This window comes from Streptomyces sp. CC208A (genome assembly GCF_030010625.1).
Taxonomy (GTDB): Bacteria; Actinomycetota; Actinomycetes; order Streptomycetales; family Streptomycetaceae; genus Streptomyces.
Genome location: NZ_JASCXN010000002.1, coordinates 403,464 through 418,922 on the forward strand (window position 1 = coordinate 403,464; position 15,459 = coordinate 418,922).

Annotated in this window: 12 protein-coding genes; 7 read left to right on the forward strand and 5 right to left on the reverse strand. The window is 72.5% G+C overall.

What is annotated here, in order from left to right:
- Window positions 1-585: 585 nt before the first annotated feature.
- From QK442_RS04110 to QK442_RS04125, 4 genes are all read left to right on the forward strand, one after another.
- Window positions 586-1,386 carry a serine/threonine protein kinase gene (locus QK442_RS04110; protein ID WP_282692397.1) on the forward strand — a complete coding sequence of 267 codons (801 nt, stop codon included), beginning with the start codon at window positions 586-588 and terminating at the stop codon, window positions 1,384-1,386.
- The gene (locus QK442_RS04115; protein ID WP_282692398.1) at window positions 1,383-2,810 is read left to right on the forward strand and encodes a serine/threonine-protein kinase; all 1,428 of its coding nucleotides are present in this window, start codon (window positions 1,383-1,385) and stop codon (window positions 2,808-2,810) included. The genes QK442_RS04110 and QK442_RS04115 overlap by 4 nt, the downstream gene beginning before the upstream one ends.
- A 104-nt stretch (window positions 2,811-2,914) precedes the next feature.
- Window positions 2,915-5,401, forward strand: a complete 2,487-nt coding sequence (locus QK442_RS04120; protein WP_282692399.1) for a penicillin acylase family protein — start codon at window positions 2,915-2,917, stop codon at window positions 5,399-5,401.
- Window positions 5,402-5,458: 57 nt separating this feature from the next.
- Window positions 5,459-6,535 carry an alpha/beta hydrolase-fold protein gene (locus tag QK442_RS04125; RefSeq protein ID WP_282692400.1) on the forward strand — a complete coding sequence of 359 codons (1,077 nt, stop codon included), beginning with the start codon at window positions 5,459-5,461 and terminating at the stop codon, window positions 6,533-6,535.
- Between the two features lie 87 nt (window positions 6,536-6,622).
- Here the strand turns inward: QK442_RS04125 and QK442_RS04130 are convergent, their stop codons facing one another.
- The gene (locus tag QK442_RS04130; protein WP_282692401.1) at window positions 6,623-8,179 is read right to left on the reverse strand and encodes a hypothetical protein; all 1,557 of its coding nucleotides are present in this window, start codon (window positions 8,177-8,179) and stop codon (window positions 6,623-6,625) included.
- Between the two features lie 111 nt (window positions 8,180-8,290).
- Window positions 8,291-9,370, reverse strand: coding sequence for a BTAD domain-containing putative transcriptional regulator (locus QK442_RS04135; protein ID WP_282692402.1), 1,080 nt, complete (start codon window positions 9,368-9,370; stop codon window positions 8,291-8,293).
- A gap of 185 nt (window positions 9,371-9,555) precedes the next feature.
- Between QK442_RS04135 and QK442_RS04140 the strand changes: the two genes are divergently transcribed.
- Complete coding sequence (locus QK442_RS04140; protein ID WP_282692403.1) at window positions 9,556-10,338, forward strand: SAM-dependent methyltransferase; 783 nt, start codon at window positions 9,556-9,558, stop codon at window positions 10,336-10,338.
- A gap of 42 nt (window positions 10,339-10,380) precedes the next feature.
- Here QK442_RS04140 and QK442_RS04145 read toward each other — a convergent pair whose 3' ends face one another.
- Window positions 10,381-10,656, reverse strand: a complete 276-nt coding sequence (locus QK442_RS04145) for a hypothetical protein (protein ID WP_282692404.1) — start codon at window positions 10,654-10,656, stop codon at window positions 10,381-10,383.
- Between the two features lie 201 nt (window positions 10,657-10,857).
- Here QK442_RS04145 and QK442_RS04150 point away from each other — a divergent pair, with 201 nt between their 5' ends.
- Window positions 10,858-11,157 carry a dsRBD fold-containing protein gene (locus QK442_RS04150; RefSeq protein WP_282692405.1) on the forward strand — a complete coding sequence of 100 codons (300 nt, stop codon included), beginning with the start codon at window positions 10,858-10,860 and terminating at the stop codon, window positions 11,155-11,157.
- Between the two features lie 25 nt (window positions 11,158-11,182).
- On the opposite strand, the gene QK442_RS04155 is transcribed toward QK442_RS04150, so the two are convergent.
- Complete coding sequence (locus QK442_RS04155) at window positions 11,183-11,779, reverse strand: CBS domain-containing protein (protein ID WP_282692406.1); 597 nt, start codon at window positions 11,777-11,779, stop codon at window positions 11,183-11,185.
- 177 nt (window positions 11,780-11,956) lie between these two features.
- On the opposite strand from QK442_RS04155, the gene QK442_RS04160 reads away from it, so the two are divergent.
- Window positions 11,957-13,243, forward strand: a complete 1,287-nt coding sequence (locus QK442_RS04160) for a YncE family protein (RefSeq protein WP_282692407.1) — start codon at window positions 11,957-11,959, stop codon at window positions 13,241-13,243.
- 112 nt (window positions 13,244-13,355) lie between these two features.
- On the opposite strand, the gene QK442_RS04165 is transcribed toward QK442_RS04160, so the two are convergent.
- Window positions 13,356-15,431: a discoidin domain-containing protein gene (locus tag QK442_RS04165; protein ID WP_282692408.1), complete on the reverse strand. Its 2,076-nt coding sequence runs from the start codon at window positions 15,429-15,431 to the stop codon at window positions 13,356-13,358.
- Window positions 15,432-15,459: the final 28 nt, after the last annotated feature.

Here is a 15,459-nt window from a genome sequence, read left to right on the forward strand (position 1 = left end):
TCGCACCTTCTCCTCGGCGCCCGGTGGTGCCCGGTGGTGCCCGGCCCGCCCACCGCCGGCAGCTCGTTCCAGACGGGGCCCGGGACCCCGGGAGCCTTCGGGGCCGACGTCCGGATCGCGCCACCCGGCGGGCGGGAAGGGGCCCCGGGCGGGCCGGAAAAGCGGCTGAGTCCGCCCGGTCGGCCGCCTTGGGCAGTGACCTTTCCCACTTTGCGGCCCAAGGCGGGGTCGTTCAGAGCCCTTCCCCGCTTCCCCTGTCGTGGCTTGATCCGGCCGTTCCGCCGACGTTCGTCGCGTCCGGACGGATTCCGGGAACCGCTTCCTCCGCCGACCAGAAAACTGGAAATCCGTTCTAAAAGACCGCCTTTGGCGGAGGGTGGAGGTGTCCTGCGTCACAGCGGGCGCCCCCCAGGTCCGCCTGCCACCGGAGCGCGCCCGCCACGGCCTTGTCGTATCCGCGACCCCGTCATGGAAAGCCCGGGTCCACGACCTCCGCCGAGTGGCCGAAGCATGCCGGTCCACCCCGTCAAGGGGTGGGTATCGTTCCGCGCGTCCGACCATCGGGACATGCGGAAGGGGGGAGCGATGAGCGGCGTGGTCGTCCATCTGCCGCGGGGCGGCAGGGGCACCGACGGCGACGAACGGTGCGCCGACGCGGTGACGTTACGGCTCGGTCCGGGGGAGGTCGCCCGCTTCGGCCGCGGCTCCCCGGACACCCCGGTCGAACTCCGTCTCTCCGACGCGGCGATCTCCCGGCTCGCCGGCGAGATACGCGTGACCGACGACCACTGGCAGCTGACGAACCACAGCGGCACCCACAGCTACCTCGTGGAGAACCCCGAGGGAGCGGGCGAGTACCTCAGGGTCCCGCCGCGCCGGGTCGGGGCGCCGGTCCCCTTCGAGTTCGCGCGGGTCGTGCTGCCCACCCGCGGTGAACTCCCCGTCGCCTTCCAGGTGTTCGCGCCCGACCACCTGTACCTCGACCCCGGGGTCATGGGCGGCCCCTGGGGGAGTCGTACGGTCACCGCGTACTCCCTGGACGAGACCGCCACGTACTTCCTCGTCCTCGTCGCGCTCTGCGAACCGCGGCTGCGCGACCAGTCCCGCGTCGCCGTCCCCACCACGCCCCAGATCGTCGACAGGCTCAGGGGACACGCCGGCTGCGCCGCGCTCACCGCGCGGGCCGTCAGCTCGCACATCGACTACCTCGCCGAGGAGAAGCTGCGCATCGACGGCCGCGAGCCGGGCAAGGGCGACCGCCGCAACGGCAAGCGGGAGGAGATCGTCGGGCTCGCGCTCCGCTTCGGGCTCGTACAGGAGGAACACCTCGCCCTTCTGCCGCCCGCGACCGGGACGGGCGGACGCGGAGGGAACGCCGCCCGATGACACCTCCGTACGCACGGGGTGGCACCACGGGGCTCGACGACCGTCCCGAACTCCTCCCGGCCGGCCACCGGGTGGGGGAGTGGGAGGTCATCGAGCCGATCGGGACCGGTGGCTGGTCCACGGTCTACGCGGCGCGCCCGGCCGGTACCACCCGCCGGGCCCCGGGACGCCCCCGTACCGCCTCCACGGGACGGGCGTCGGATTCCGCCGAGGTCGCCCTCAAGATCATGCCGACGGCGGGGCTCGCGCCCCTCCAGACGCGCAGGATCGTGGAGTCCGCGCACCGCGAGGTCGAACTCGGCCGCAGAGCCGGACATCCCCGGCTGATCGGTCTCCTGGACTCCTTCGCGCTCTCCGCACCGGACCGCCCCTCGGCGGACGGCGCGATCGTACTGGTCATGGAACGGGCCGCGGGCAGCCTGCGGGAGCTCCTCGACGCGGGCGTTCCCGAAGCCGACCGCGGCCGCATCGTCGAGGGCATCTGCGAAGGACTCGCCCACCTCCACCGCTCGGGCTGGGTCCACGCCGACCTCAAACCGGAGAACGTCCTGCTGGGCGAGGACGGCTCCGTGAAGCTCTCCGACTTCGGTCTCGCCACCGAACTGACCGGCACCCACGGCTACGCGCCCCCTCTGGGCACTCTCGACTACCTGCCCCCTGAACGCTGGCGGGCTCCCCTGGGGGAGCTCGGCGTCCAGATCCGCACGAGCGCCGACATCTGGGCCCTCGGCATCGTCATCCACGAGATCTTCGCCTCCGGCGTCCCGCCGTTCCCCGGCGCCACCCCCGTCGCCCGCGGCGCCGCCGTCCAGGAGTACGGGGCGGGCCGCGCCCCGCTCCGCCTGGACCCCGCCGTACCGCCGTTCTGGCGCGAGCTCACCGCCGACTGCCTTTCCCCCACCCACGCGGCCCGCGCCCCGCACACGGCCGAAAGCCTGCTCGCCCGCATCGCCGCCCGGCGCGGCGGTTCCGGCGGCCCCGGCGCGCGGACACGCCGGATCCGCGCCGCCGTCCTCGCCGCCGCGCTCTGCGGAGTCGGCGCGGCCCTGTGCTCCGACGCGACGGGGCACGGTCCCGCCGCGCCGGCCGGCACCGTCCTCCGGGTCTTCAACGCGGAGCGGGGCTGCCAGGAGCGGACCGACCGGGACCCGCGGTGCAGCCTCGGCCTGGCGGTCGACCCCCACCGGCCGTACACGGCGGAGAACGTCGTACGGACCCGGGTCTGGCACGACGACCTGCTCACCGCCGACTGCCGGGTCACCGACGGGCAGCCCATCGTCGACGAGGAGGACCTGCGGTCCACGGGCTGGTTCCGCGTCCGTCTCCCCCGCGGCTCCGTACCACCCGACGCCTGGCTCCCCGCCGTCCGTACGAGGGACCGCCCGGCCCTGCCGACGTGCCCCCGCACCACCGCCGCCCCCTGACACCCTTCGTCCGCATCACCGGATCGCATCATCGGGATTTCATCGCTCCTGCCTAGCGTGGCCGCGTCCGGACGAAGGCCCGAACCCCAGGGAGAGGCGTATCGATGGCGCGAAGAAGATCACGAGCGAGACTTCCGGTGGCGGTCGCCGCCGCGGTGGCGGTGGTGAGCACCACGGCGCTGGGCGGGACACCGGCAGGCGCTGCCGGCACGGGACCGGAGCGGCCGACGATCCGCTACACCGAGTACGGGATCCCGCACATCATTGCCTCCGACTGGGAGGGGCTGGGGACGGGGTACGGATACGCGGCGGCCAAGGACAACATCTGCACCCTGGCCGACACCTATCTGATGGTCAACGCAGAGAGGTCCCGCCACCTGGGACCCGACGGCAGGGCGAGCCCCGGGCAGAACCAGCACACCACCACCAACCTCAACAGCGATCTGTACTTCCAGCGGATCAAGGACGACGGCGTGGTGGAACGGCTGCTGGCCCGGCCCGCGCCCGACGGGCCGGAACCGGAGGTCAAGGAGGCCATCCGCGGCTACGTCCGGGGATACAACAGGTACCTGGCGGAGACGGGCGTGGACGGCCTCTCCGATCCTGCCTGCCGCGGAGCGGCCTGGGTACGGCCGATCACGGAGCTGGACGTCTACCGGCACGCGCACGCCGAGATCATCATGGGCAGCGCCGACGTGCTGCTCGACGGCCAGGTCACCGCCGCGCCCCCGGGGGCGCCGGCCGCCGCGGAGGCTTCCACGCCGTCGTCCGAGGAGCGCGCGAGGACCGCGAAGAAGACGGCGAAGGAGACCGCGAAGAAGATCGGCGAAGCGCTCGCGGCGAGCCGCCGGCAGAGCATGGGCAGCAACGCGCTGGCGGTCGGCTCGCAGGGCGTCTCCGGCGGCACCGGCATGCTCCTCGCCAACCCGCACTTCCCGTGGCACGGCAAGAACCGGATGTGGCAGAGCCACCTGACGATCCCGGGGAAGATCAACGTCTCCGGAGCCAGTCTGCTCGGCCTTCCCGCCGTGAACATCGGGCACAACGACGACGTCGCCTGGAGCCACACCGTCGCCACCGTGGCGCCGTTCGGCCTGTTCGACGTGCAGGTGGACCCGTTGAACCCGACCATGTACCTGGTCGACGGCGCCTGGGAGCGGATGACCTCGCAGCAGGTCTCCGTCGACGTCCGCAACGCGAACGGCACGATCGGCAAGGTCACCCGGACGCTGTGGGCCACCCGCTACGGTCCGGTCACCACGTCGATCCTCGGCTACCCGCTGCCCTGGGTGGTCAGCGCCCACGCCGTACGCGACGTGAACATGGACAACCTGCGCGCGCTGAACACCTGGTTCGGCCTCGACAAGGCCAAGGACGTCCACGACGTGGTGAACGTCCTGGAGACCACCCAGGGCGTCCCCTTCTTCAACACGGTTGCCGCGGACCGCAAGGGGAACGCCCTGTACGCGGACATCCAGGCGGTCCCGAACATCACCGACGCCCACGCGCAGTCCTGCCTCACCGAGACCGGCAAACTGCTGTTCCACCAGACCCTGGCGCTGTCGAACGTGCCGCCGGTCTCCATCCTCGACGGCAAGCGCAGCACCTGCGACTGGCCCGACGACCCGAACGCGGCCGCGCCGGGCCTCCTCGACCCGGCGAAACAACCACGGCTGATCCGCTCCGACTTCGTGGGCAACGCCAACGACAGCCCCTGGCTGGCCAACCCGGCGCAGCCGCTGTCCTTCCCCCGGGTGATGGGGGACAGGGCGACGCCCCGATCGCTGCGCACCCAGGAACTGATCCTGACCGCGCGGAAGCGGATCGACGGCACCGACGGCCTGCCCGGCAGGGGCTTCACACCGGAGACCATGGGGAAGCTGCTCTTCGCGGACAACAGCAGGGCGGCCGACCTCACGCTCAACACGACGGTGGCGGCGTGCCAGGGCGTCGCCTTCGGGCTCGTCCTGGTCGACGGCAACCTCGTCGACATCAGGGAGGCGTGTCCGGTCCTGGCCGGCTGGAAGAGCCACGACTTCACGGCGGACAGCCGCGGGTCCTGGCTGTTCGCGAACTACTGGCACCACCTGCAGGGTTCACGGCGGATCGACAAGCTGCCGTGGCGGGTCCCCTTCGACCCCGAGGACCCGGTGCACACGCCCAACTCGCTGGACGGCGGCAGCTCCGCCGTCCGCGACTCCCTCGCGCGGGCCGTCCTCGCGCTGCGCAAGGCCGGCATTCCGCTGAACGCGGCACTGTCGGACGTGCAGAGGATCACCCGCGGCGGTGAACGGATCCCGATCCACGGCTCGTTCGGCGCCCTGGGAGTGCTGAACGTGATCGAACCCGGCCAGGTCGACGGCGAGTTCGACATCGTCTTCGGGTCCAGCTTCATCCAGCAGGTGCGGTTCACCGCCGAGGGCCCGCCGGAGACGTACTCCGTCCTGGCCTACTCCCAGTCGGCGGACCCGAACTCGCCGCACCACGCCGACCAGACGAAGTTGTTCGCGGCCGGCGGATGGGTGACCGAGCGGTTCACCGAGGAACAGATCGCGGCCGCCCCGGACCTGCGGGTCGTGGTCCTGGACTGAGACCGGCCGGCGGGCCGGCCGTGCACGAACGACCCCACTCGTGAAGGGAACAGCACTGTGACGAGGACATCGCTCTGGTGGAGAACGGTGGTGGCGTGGACGATCGCCGCCGTGGCCGTCATCGCACCGGCCGGCTCGGCCCGGGCCGGCGGCGGCACCACCCCGCCGCACCTGCCGGACGGCTTCGGCCTGACCCGGACCGGCCCGGCCGTGGGGAACGCCCACGACTTCTACCTCACGGTCACCACACCCCAGGTGTCGGGCGAGCAGCACATCAGGATCATCCTTCCGCGCGGGTACTACGACGACCCGGACCGGCGCTATCCGGTCCTGTACTTCCTGCACGGCTCACCCGACGACCCCGTCAACCAGACCTACCCGGCGCTGTCCATGTCGGACCGGATGATCACCGTCATCCCCGACGGCGGCGCGCGCAGCTGGTACGCCAACTGGCTCAACCAGAACACCGTCCTCGGCGCCCAGAACTGGGAGACCTTCCACCTCGACCAGGTGATCCCGTTCATCGACGCGAACCTGCGGACCCTCGCGACCAAGAAGTCCCGGGCGATCGCCGGCATCTCCATGGGCGGCTTCGGCGCCTTCCACTACGCCCAGGCCCGCCCCGACCTCTTCGCCCAGACCGCGTCCCTGTCCGGCGACATCGACCTGTCGGCCAACTCCATGGACCTGCGCATGGCCGTCGTCGCCTCCGTCACCGACGCGCTGGGCGCGATGTGCGCCTCCTCGTCCGGCTACTGCGACCCGGACAACTCGGCGTACAAACCCGGCGTGGACAGCGACGCCCTGTTCGGCTCGCCCTACCCGGTGTTCAACGTCGACTGGCGGTGGAACCAGGTCGACCCGTCGCAGCACATGGACCGGCTCAAGGGCATGGGGATCTCCCTCTACACGGGGGACGGCGGCGGCTCGCCCCTGAACATGGAGTTCTGGGTCTCGGGCGCCTCCAAGAACGTCAAGGCCCGCATGGACGCCCTGGGCATGCCCTACTACTACGTCAACTACGGTGACGGTTCCGGCTGGGGCACCGAGTGCGACGGCGGCCACAACGCCGGCTGCTGGGCGCAGTCCCTGCTGGACCTGATCCCCCGGCTGGAGCGGGCCTTCGCCTCCTGACCGCACGGCTTCGCCGTCCCGCAGACCGTACCGGCGGCCTGCGGGACGGCGGCGTTCACCCTCCGAAGCGGTCCGCCGACGGACCGGTCAGGGCATCGCCGGGCCGGGACCGTTCAGCCAGGCCCACTCCGACCAGTCGGAGAAGCCCGTCTGCCACCGGTGGTAGACGCCGGCGCGGCTCGTGCCGAAGACTTCGATCCGGCCGTCGGCGTTGGCGGCGGCGCCGATCTCGGTGCCTCCGCCGCCGAAGGTCTCCCAGGCCGAGTACGGGGCGTTCGGCCCCGTCTGCCAGGAGTGGCTCGCCGTGGCGGCGTTGATCGCGAACACCTCGACGCGGCCGTCGGCCGTCCGCGCGGTGGTCAGCTCGGCGTCGGGGATTCCCCCGGTGCCCGTCCACTGCGACCACGAGGCCGGACCGGTCTGCCACTTGTGGAAGACGCCGTCGGCGTTGGAGGCGAACACCTCCAGCCTGCCGTCCTGGTTGTGGCTGACGGCGACGTCGTGCCCGCCGCCGCCGAAGTGCTCCCAGCCGGACCAGCCGCCGTTGACGGCGGTCTGGTACAGGTGGCCGAAGGTCGAGTCCGACAGGGCGAAGACCTCGAGGCGCCCGTCGGGCGCGGTCTCCATGGCGAGCCGGGAGAGGGCCGGGCCGCCTTCGACGCCCTCCCATGACGACCAGCCGCCGCCGGGCGCGGTCTGCCAGCGGTGGAACACACCGCCGGCGTTGGACGCGAACACCTCGATGCGGCCGTCGGCGTTGCTGCCCGCGGCCAGCCGGTACCCGCCGGTGCCGAAGTTCGCCCAGCCGGACCAGCCCGCGCCGGGCGCGGTCTGCCACATGTGGTCGAAGGTGCTGTCCGAGAGCGCCAACAGCTCAAGCCGGCCGTCGGCGTTGGGCGTCAGCGCCAGCTGCGCGTTGCGCGGACCCCCCTTGAACCGCCAGGGTGACCAGCCGCCGTTCACCTCCGTCTGCCAGGAGTGGTAGACGCCGTCGGCGCCGGCCGCGAAGGCCTCCAGACGCCCGTCCGCGGACCGCGCGGAGACCACCCGGCCGGAGGGGGTGGGGTGCGGCCTTCGCGTCTCGGGCTCCTCGACGATGTTGTCGTACCGGCGCGCCTGGTAGTCGCCGTTCGGGTGGCCGTCGATCGAGGCGCTGTTGATGTTCCCGATGAAGTGCCCGGGCGGCTCGACTCCGCTGGAACCGCCGCCGAAGCTGTAGTAGGAGAAGCCGCCACGGTCGTCCACCCACTCATGGAAGACGATCACGTGGTTGTAGAACGAGTTGAGGATGTCTCCGGCCCGCAGCTCGTCGCGCGCGATCGCGTGGGAGAAGTTCGGCAGGGTCCGCGTGTTCGGGTTCGCGTCGAGATGCCAGGCCATGGCGACGAACCCGGAGCAGTCGGTGCGGTAGGCGAAGTCGCCCCCGGGCCCCGGCACATAGGCTCCCTGGCTGTACGGCGGCCGCTGGTCGACCCAGTACTGGGCGCGCCAGATCACCTCGCTCCGGGTGATCGGGCCGCCGCGCTCGGAGGACACGGCGGCCGTGGCGCCTGCCGCGGCGGGGGGCGCGGCCGCGGCCAGCAGGAGCGTGCCGGCTATCAGGGGCAGGAGGAATCTGCCCCACCAGGATCGTGACGTGGTCATGCGGACCTCCCAGGTCGTCGGCGGCCGACCCTAGGAGGGAGCGATGAAATACGGATGGAATCGCCGGGGGAGACCGGCACCCCGGCGCGACCCCGTCCGACCCCCGCGTCGTCAGGCGAACGGCACCGACACGTCCGCCCCCGCCGGCGCGTCAGGACCGGCCTCGTCCCCGCACAGGATCATCCGGCGGGCCCGCCGCAGCAGCATGCTCGGAGCGACCCCCAGATCGTCGGCGAGGCGCCGGCGGGTGCGGTCGAACACCGCCAGCGCCTCGGCCTGCCGGCCGGTCCGGTACAGCGCGCGCATCAGCAGCGCCGCCACCGGCTCGTTCCACGGACGCTCCGCGGCCAGGGCGGACAGCTCGGCCACGGCGTCCGCGCACCGGCCGAGCCGCAGCTGCCCCTCCGCCTTCCGCTGTACGAGGGCGGTCCTGCGCTCGCCGAGCCGCACCCGCTCCAGCTCGGCGAGCGGCCCCGGCAGGCCGTCCAGGGGCTCGCCCCTGAACAGTTCGAGCGCCCGGGAGCAGAGGCGTACCGCCTCGGCCGGATCGCCCTCCCGGTCCGCCGCCCCGATCTCGGCCGTCAGCTCCTCCAGGCGCGCGAGGTCCACGTCGACCGCGCCCGGCACCAGGCGATAGCCGCGTCGCCGGTCGTGCTCGATGACCGTGTCCGGTCCGTCGCCGGTCCGCAGGTTCCCGCGCAGGCGGTAGACGTACACCGGCACCACGTTGGCGGCCGGGGGCTCCATTCCCCAGATGCCGTCGAGCAGTTCCCGTCGGCTCAGGGTCCGCCCCGCGTCCAGTGCGAGCGCGGCCAGGACGGCCTGCTGGCGCGGCGGCCCCAGACCCAGCGGCCGCCCGTCCTTCCACGCCCGCAGCGGCCCGAGCACGGAGATCCGTATCTCCGGCGCGCGCCCCCGGCCGGCGTGGGCCCCCGACGCCGGCCGCGCACGGGGGCCGTGCCCCGGAGAGACCAGACCCGAGTCGAAGGCGTGGACGATGGCGGCGGCCCGGTCCCGCAGACCGAGCTTCACGAGAACCCGCGCGAGGTGCTCGGCCACCCTCTCCTCGGGCAGGGCGAGGGCGGCGGCGATCTCGTCGTCCCGCAGACCGCAGCCGACCGCGGCGAGAACCCGGCGCTCCAGGTGCCCGAGCGCGACGGCGGTCGGTCGACCGGTGGTGGTCGTCGGCAACACTGTTCCCCCGGCTCAGGACTGCTCGCTCTGGCGGACTCCGCCGCCACGGTAGGACGGGACACGGCGGGCACGGCATCCGGAACGATCCGGAGTGACACGCGCGGGGGAACGAGCCGGGGGGAACACGCGGATCCGGCACGGGGGCAAGGGAGTTGTCGGGAGGACTGCGCTACGTTGAAGGGGTGACCGACAACGAATCGCGCATCGACACGTCCCGGCCGCACACCGCCCGGATCTGGAACTACTGGACCGGCGGCAAGGACAACTATCCGGTCGACCGGGAGGCGGGGGACCGGATCCGGGAGCTGCACCCCGGCATCGGGGAGTACGCGAAGGCGGACCGGCTGTTCCTGGGGCGGGCGGTCCGGTACCTGGCCGAGCAGGAGGGCATCCGGCAGTTCCTGGACATCGGCACGGGACTGCCGAGCGCCGACAACACGCACGAGGTCGCCCAGCGCGTCGCCCCCGACGCGCGGGTGGTGTACGTGGACAACGACCCGCTCGTGCTCGCCCACGCCCGCGCGCTGCTCGTCGGGACGCCCGAGGGGCGGACGGACTACCTGGACGCGGACCTGCGGGACGTCGACACGATCCTGGCCGACGCCTCGAAGACGCTCGACCTGTCGAAGCCGGTCGCGCTGATGCTGCTCGGGGTCGTCATCTTCGTCGAGGACGACGAGGAGTCGTACGCGATCGTCCGCCGGCTCATGGACGCCCTCGCGCCCGGCAGCCACCTCGTCCTGTCCCACACCGTCACCCACCCCGACATGCCGGACGTCGACGCGGCGGTGGCCTTCTGGAACGAGCACGGCACCCCGAAGCTCACCCAGCGCACCCCCGAGGCGATCGCCCGCTACTTCGACGGCCTGGAGCTGCTGGAGCCCGGCGTGGTGTCCTGCTCGGCGTGGCGGCCGGAGACCCCGGCGCCGGACGTCGCGATGTACGGGGGCGTCGGCCGCAAGTAGGCGCGGGCGAAGGCGCGCGCGGCCGCGTGACGCCGGGCCCGCTCAGGAGGACCCGCCCCCGTGCCCGCCGCCGTCCGGGTGGCGTGGGCGGCTCCTCCGCGAGGGCGGGGCGGGGTGGCGGGACAGGAAGGCGTCCAGCTTCGCGAGCGCGGCGGCCGTGGCCATGAGGACGAGCGCCGTCGCCGCGAGGCCGACGCCGACGTGCAGGCCGTACGCGGTCAGGACCACGCCGATGCCCAGGCTCCCGGGGACCCCCAGACCGGCCACGGCCATCTGGAGCACCTCCAGCCGTCTGCGCGCGCCGAACCGGCCGCCCATAGCGGTTCCCCCTCGCCGTGAAGTGTCGGTGCGGGGGTGGTTCCCGTGCCGCCGGGGCGGAACACACGCCTCCAGGTACCGTCCGCCGCCCCGTCCCCGTGCGGCCGGGGCCCCGCGGGCGGATCCTGGAAGGGACGGGGGAGCAGCGCCCCGGGGCCGTACGGCACCGGCGGCGCCGGACGGCATGTGAGGAGGCAGACCATGACGCGGCACCTGGAGTGGAGGGTCGGCCTGGAGCTGAACGAGGAGGCCGGCCGGACCGAGGCCGAGGCACGGCTCGACACGGGGACGACGACCTTCACCGGGCACGGTACGGCCCGCTGCAACCCGTCGGACACGGACGTGCCGGTGATCGGCGACGAGCTCGCCGCGAGCCGGGCCATGAAGGACCTGGCGGGCAAGCTGATGCGGGAGGCGAACCGCGAGATGGAGGCGGTGGGCGCCGGGACGGTACCCGGGCGCACCGGTCCCGGATACGGCTGGCCGGAGGCGGTCTCCTGAGGAGCCCGCCACCCCGTGCCGCCGCTCACTCCTGAGGCGGCTCCACGGTCAGGTGGTCGACGACCTCGACCACCCCGTCCACGGCCTCGCACAGGCGCACCAGGAGCGGGGCGAGGTCCTTGCGGTGCACGGTGCCGCTGAGGGTGACGCGCCCCTCGTCGACGTCGATGTGGACCGCCGCGGGGGAGAGCCCGAGGATGCGCATGACGACGTCCTCGCGGATCTCCTCCTGGATGGCGCGGTCGCGGCGCAGGAAGAGCTGGATCAGGTCGCTGCGGCTGAGGACGCCGATGAGCCGGCCGTCCGCGTCCACCACCGGCAGCCGCTTGATCCGGTGCCGCTCCATCAGCCGGGCGGCCTCGACGGCCGTCCAGGAGGGGCGGGCGGTGTGCACCGGGCTGGACATCATCGCCTCGGCGCTGCTGGGGCCGTCCTTGGCGGTGTGCCGGCGCAGCAGGTCCGCCTCGGAGACCACGCCCACCGGCCGGTTCTCCTCGTCGACCACCGGCACCGCCGTGATGCCGTACTCGTCGAGGAGCCGCGCGATCTCCTTGAACGGTGTCCCGCGCTGGACCGAGACCGCCGTCGGGGTCATCAGGTCCGCGACACTGCGGTTCCTCATCGTCCGTTCCGTCCCTTCTGCGGGTGATGATTCCATGATCCCGCATCCGCTGCGAAGGGGATGCGAGCGGGGTCGGCGCAGGCTGACGCGGAAGGCGTCTTGTGGGCGTGGCGGGTCCGTGGTTACCTCCGAGTTACCTCCGGTAAGTCGCTGTCCCCACACGGAAGAAGGCTTCCCATGCCCTCGGTTCGTACGACCCGGACCCGCCGTCTCGCGGTCGCCCTCGCCGCCTCCCTCACGGCCTCCCTCGCGCTCCTCGCGCCGGCCGCCGCCGCGCCCCCGCCCGCCCCGTCCGCCTTGTCGGGGGCCACCGACACGCCCCTGCGCGAGGTCATGTTCGTCGGCAACAACTGGGACGGCACCGCCGATGTCATCGCCGCCCGCGGCGACTTCCACCGCATCGGCCGGGTGAACGTGATCCCGGACAAGGAGGAGCGCCTCCGCGAGATCTACCTCAACCCCGTCAAGCTCGCCTTCTTCCTCGGCGTCCGCAGCGGCCCGGGCGAGGGCCACGACCAGTTCGTCGACGACATGTACGCCACCCCCGACGGCACCGCCATGGTCGTCTCGCGTCCCAGCTTCGCCGACGTCGTCTCCCTCGACCTCCGCACCGGACGGATCAATTGGCGCTTCCCGGTGGCCGGTTACCGCTCCGACCACATGGCCGTCTCGCCCGACGGCACCCGCGTCGCCGTCTCCGCGTCCACCGCGAACACCGTCCACGTCCTCGACGTCTCCACCGGCCGCCAGGTCGGCTCCTTCAAGACCGGCGACAAGCCCCACGAGAACGTCTTCACCTCCGACGGGCGCCTGTGGAACATGTCGATCGGCGAGGTCACCACCGCCCTCGACGCGCCCTGGCTCGACTGGACCAAGGGCGACCGGAGGATCACCGTCGTGGACGCCACCACCTTCGAGACGGTCCGCGTCATCGACATGCGCTCGCGCCTCGACGCCTTCGGCCGCGACGACCTCTCCGACGCCGTCCGCCCCCTCGTCCTCACCCCCGACGAGAAGAAGCTCTACTTCCAGGTCTCCTTCCTCAACGGCTTCCTGGAGTACGACGTGGAGAGCGACCGGATCACCCGGCTGAAGACCCTGCCGGGCAACCCCGCCACCAACCCCGACCGCACCACCTGGGTCAACGACTCGCGCCACCACGGCCTGTCGATCAGCCCGGACGGCCGCAAGCTCTGCGTCGCCGGCACCATGGACGACTACGCCACCGTCGTCGACCGCGAGACCCTGCGGCAGGGCCCGCTCGTCCCGGCGGACAAGCCCTACTGGGCCACGGTGAGCGGCGACGGACGGGCCTGCGTCGTCTCGGAGAGCGGCGCCGACCGGGTCAGCGCCATCGACTTCGCCACCGGCGAGCGCGTCGCCTCGGTGGCCGTCGGCGACCACCCCCAGCGGGTCAGGCTCGCCCGCGTACCCGCCGACTGGGCGTCCCCCACGGGGAACTGACGTCACGCCGTACAGGAGGAGGGGCCGGCCGGATCACCGTCGGTCCGGCCGGCCCCTCTTCTCAGGACCGGGTCAGGTTTCCCAGGGACGGGTCAGGTTTCCCAGGGACGGGTCAGGAACGGGTGACCGTCACCTCGTAGAGCGAGTAGCCCCACTGTGTGGCCCGCCGCTCCCCGTGGATCCGTACGTACCGGGCGGGCGTGGAGGAGAACACGGCCGTGTCGTAGCCGCCGTCCCCGGCCTCCGTCGACCAGACCGTACGCCACGCCTCGCCGTCCTCGGAGACCTCGATCCGGTACTGGCGGGCGTAGGCCCGCTCCCAGTCCAGGGTCACCCGGCCGACCCGCCGCACCTCGCCCAGGTCCACCCGGAGCCACTGGTCGTCCGACCAGCCGCTGGCCCAGCGGGTGCCGGTGTCGCCGTCGAAGGCGCGCCCGGAGGCGTAGCTGACGAAGGGGTTCCACTCGGTGGAGCTGGCCGAGGTGGGCCTGCCGGCCGCCAGGTTCACGCCCGGCTCGTGCCGCTCGGTCGCCCGCCAGGTCCGCAGGTAGGACTCGGCGCCGAGCGCCAGGTCGTCGATGACGGCCGGACCGCCGGGGGTGAGCCGGATCTGCTCGATCCAGTCCGGCACCAGGCCCGCGTGCGCGGCGCCGTCCGTGTTGAGGTCCCAGGTCCGCTCGCCGGTGACCTGACGGTCGAGGACGGTGCCGCCGTCGAAGCTGCGGTACGGGTACGTCACCGCGTTCGGCGCGTCCGTGCCGACCGGGCCCGGCCAGCCGCCGACGCCGTTCATGTCCGTGCCGTACCCGAGGCCGACCCCGTACTTCTCACGCAGCTCGGCCTTGCCGTCCGCCTCGCCGATGAAGCCCTCGGCGCTGTGCATGTACGGGGCGGTGAACCCGCCCAGCTTGTACAGCCGTTCCGTCCAGTCGAGGTCCATCCAGCTGTGCGTGGACAGCACGCCCGGATACTCCTCGGCCTCCAGGATGTCCAGCGCCCGGCCGGCCGCCTTCACGCTCATGTGGTCGAGCTCCAGCATCATGCCCCGGTCGATCATGCCCCGGAGGGCGTACTCGCCGAGCCGGGTCAGGCCACGGGTGTTGCAGCGGGCGGCGGAGTCGTAACCCGGCACGCTCACCCCGGCTGGCAGCTTCGCCGCCATGCCGGCGGGCGCGGTCAGGCCGATCGGGTTGTCCTTCTGCGGGCCCGCGCACCGCTCGGTCGCCCAGAAGGTGCCGGTGGACAGGAACTGGCCGATGTTCACCGCCACCCCCGTCGTGCCGCTGTCGAAGCGGACGCCGCACAGCGCGTTGTCGAACTTGTGGCACAGGAACATGCTGCGCACCCCGAGCCGGTACAGCTCGTCCAGGCCGCGGTCGATGTCGGCCTTGTCGCACTGGGCCACGTCGAGGATCTGCTTGCAGCCGAACGGCTCCGAGGTCTCCACGCCGAGGACGACGGCGAGCTTGCCCTGCTCGATCACCGAGCGGGCCTGGTCGGCGCTGGTGACGATGCGGAACCAGCCCTTGCCGGGGCCGCCGAACATCGAGTCGACGTAGTCCTGCATCTCATAGGTCTTGCGGGCCTCCAGGCGGATGGCCTCCATCTCGTCGCAGCCCCGGTCCCGGGGCATGAGCGAGCACAACAGGCCATTGGAGACCAGGTCGTTGACGAGCACGCGCTGCCCGCCGCGCCAGGCCCGCTCCAGCCAGGCGTAGTAGTTCTGCTGGTGGGTCAGTGAGTTGTGGGCCGGCCAGTCGGTGAAGGTGGGCCAGCCGTCCGGGTCGTGCTTCCCGTTCGCGCCGCCGGTCAGGTTCTCGAAGAGGGCGCCGGAACCGTCCGGATAGTGCTCGGGACAGTCCTTGAGGGCGTCGGCCACGCCTGCCGTCGAGAACGGTTTGCCGCAGATCAGCCGGCCGCCGAAGCCCTCGTTGGACATCACGTGGTTGTGCGCGTCGACGAAGCCGCGCACGCGCCCCTGGGCGTCGGTGCCGGTGAACGGCGTGCCCGTGGCGTTGATCTGGGAATCGGGCGCCGGTCGTGCGGACGGCTCCCACCAGGGGGAACCGGCGGCGGGAACGGGGGCGGCGCCGAAGAGCACGGCCGCGAGGGCGAGGAAGAGGGACACGAGGCCGAGGCGGCGTGTCCCGCGGAAGGGGGAGGTGCTCCGGGTGGTGCGTGGGCTCATGGTCGCGAAGCCTCCGGTCGGTGGGGGT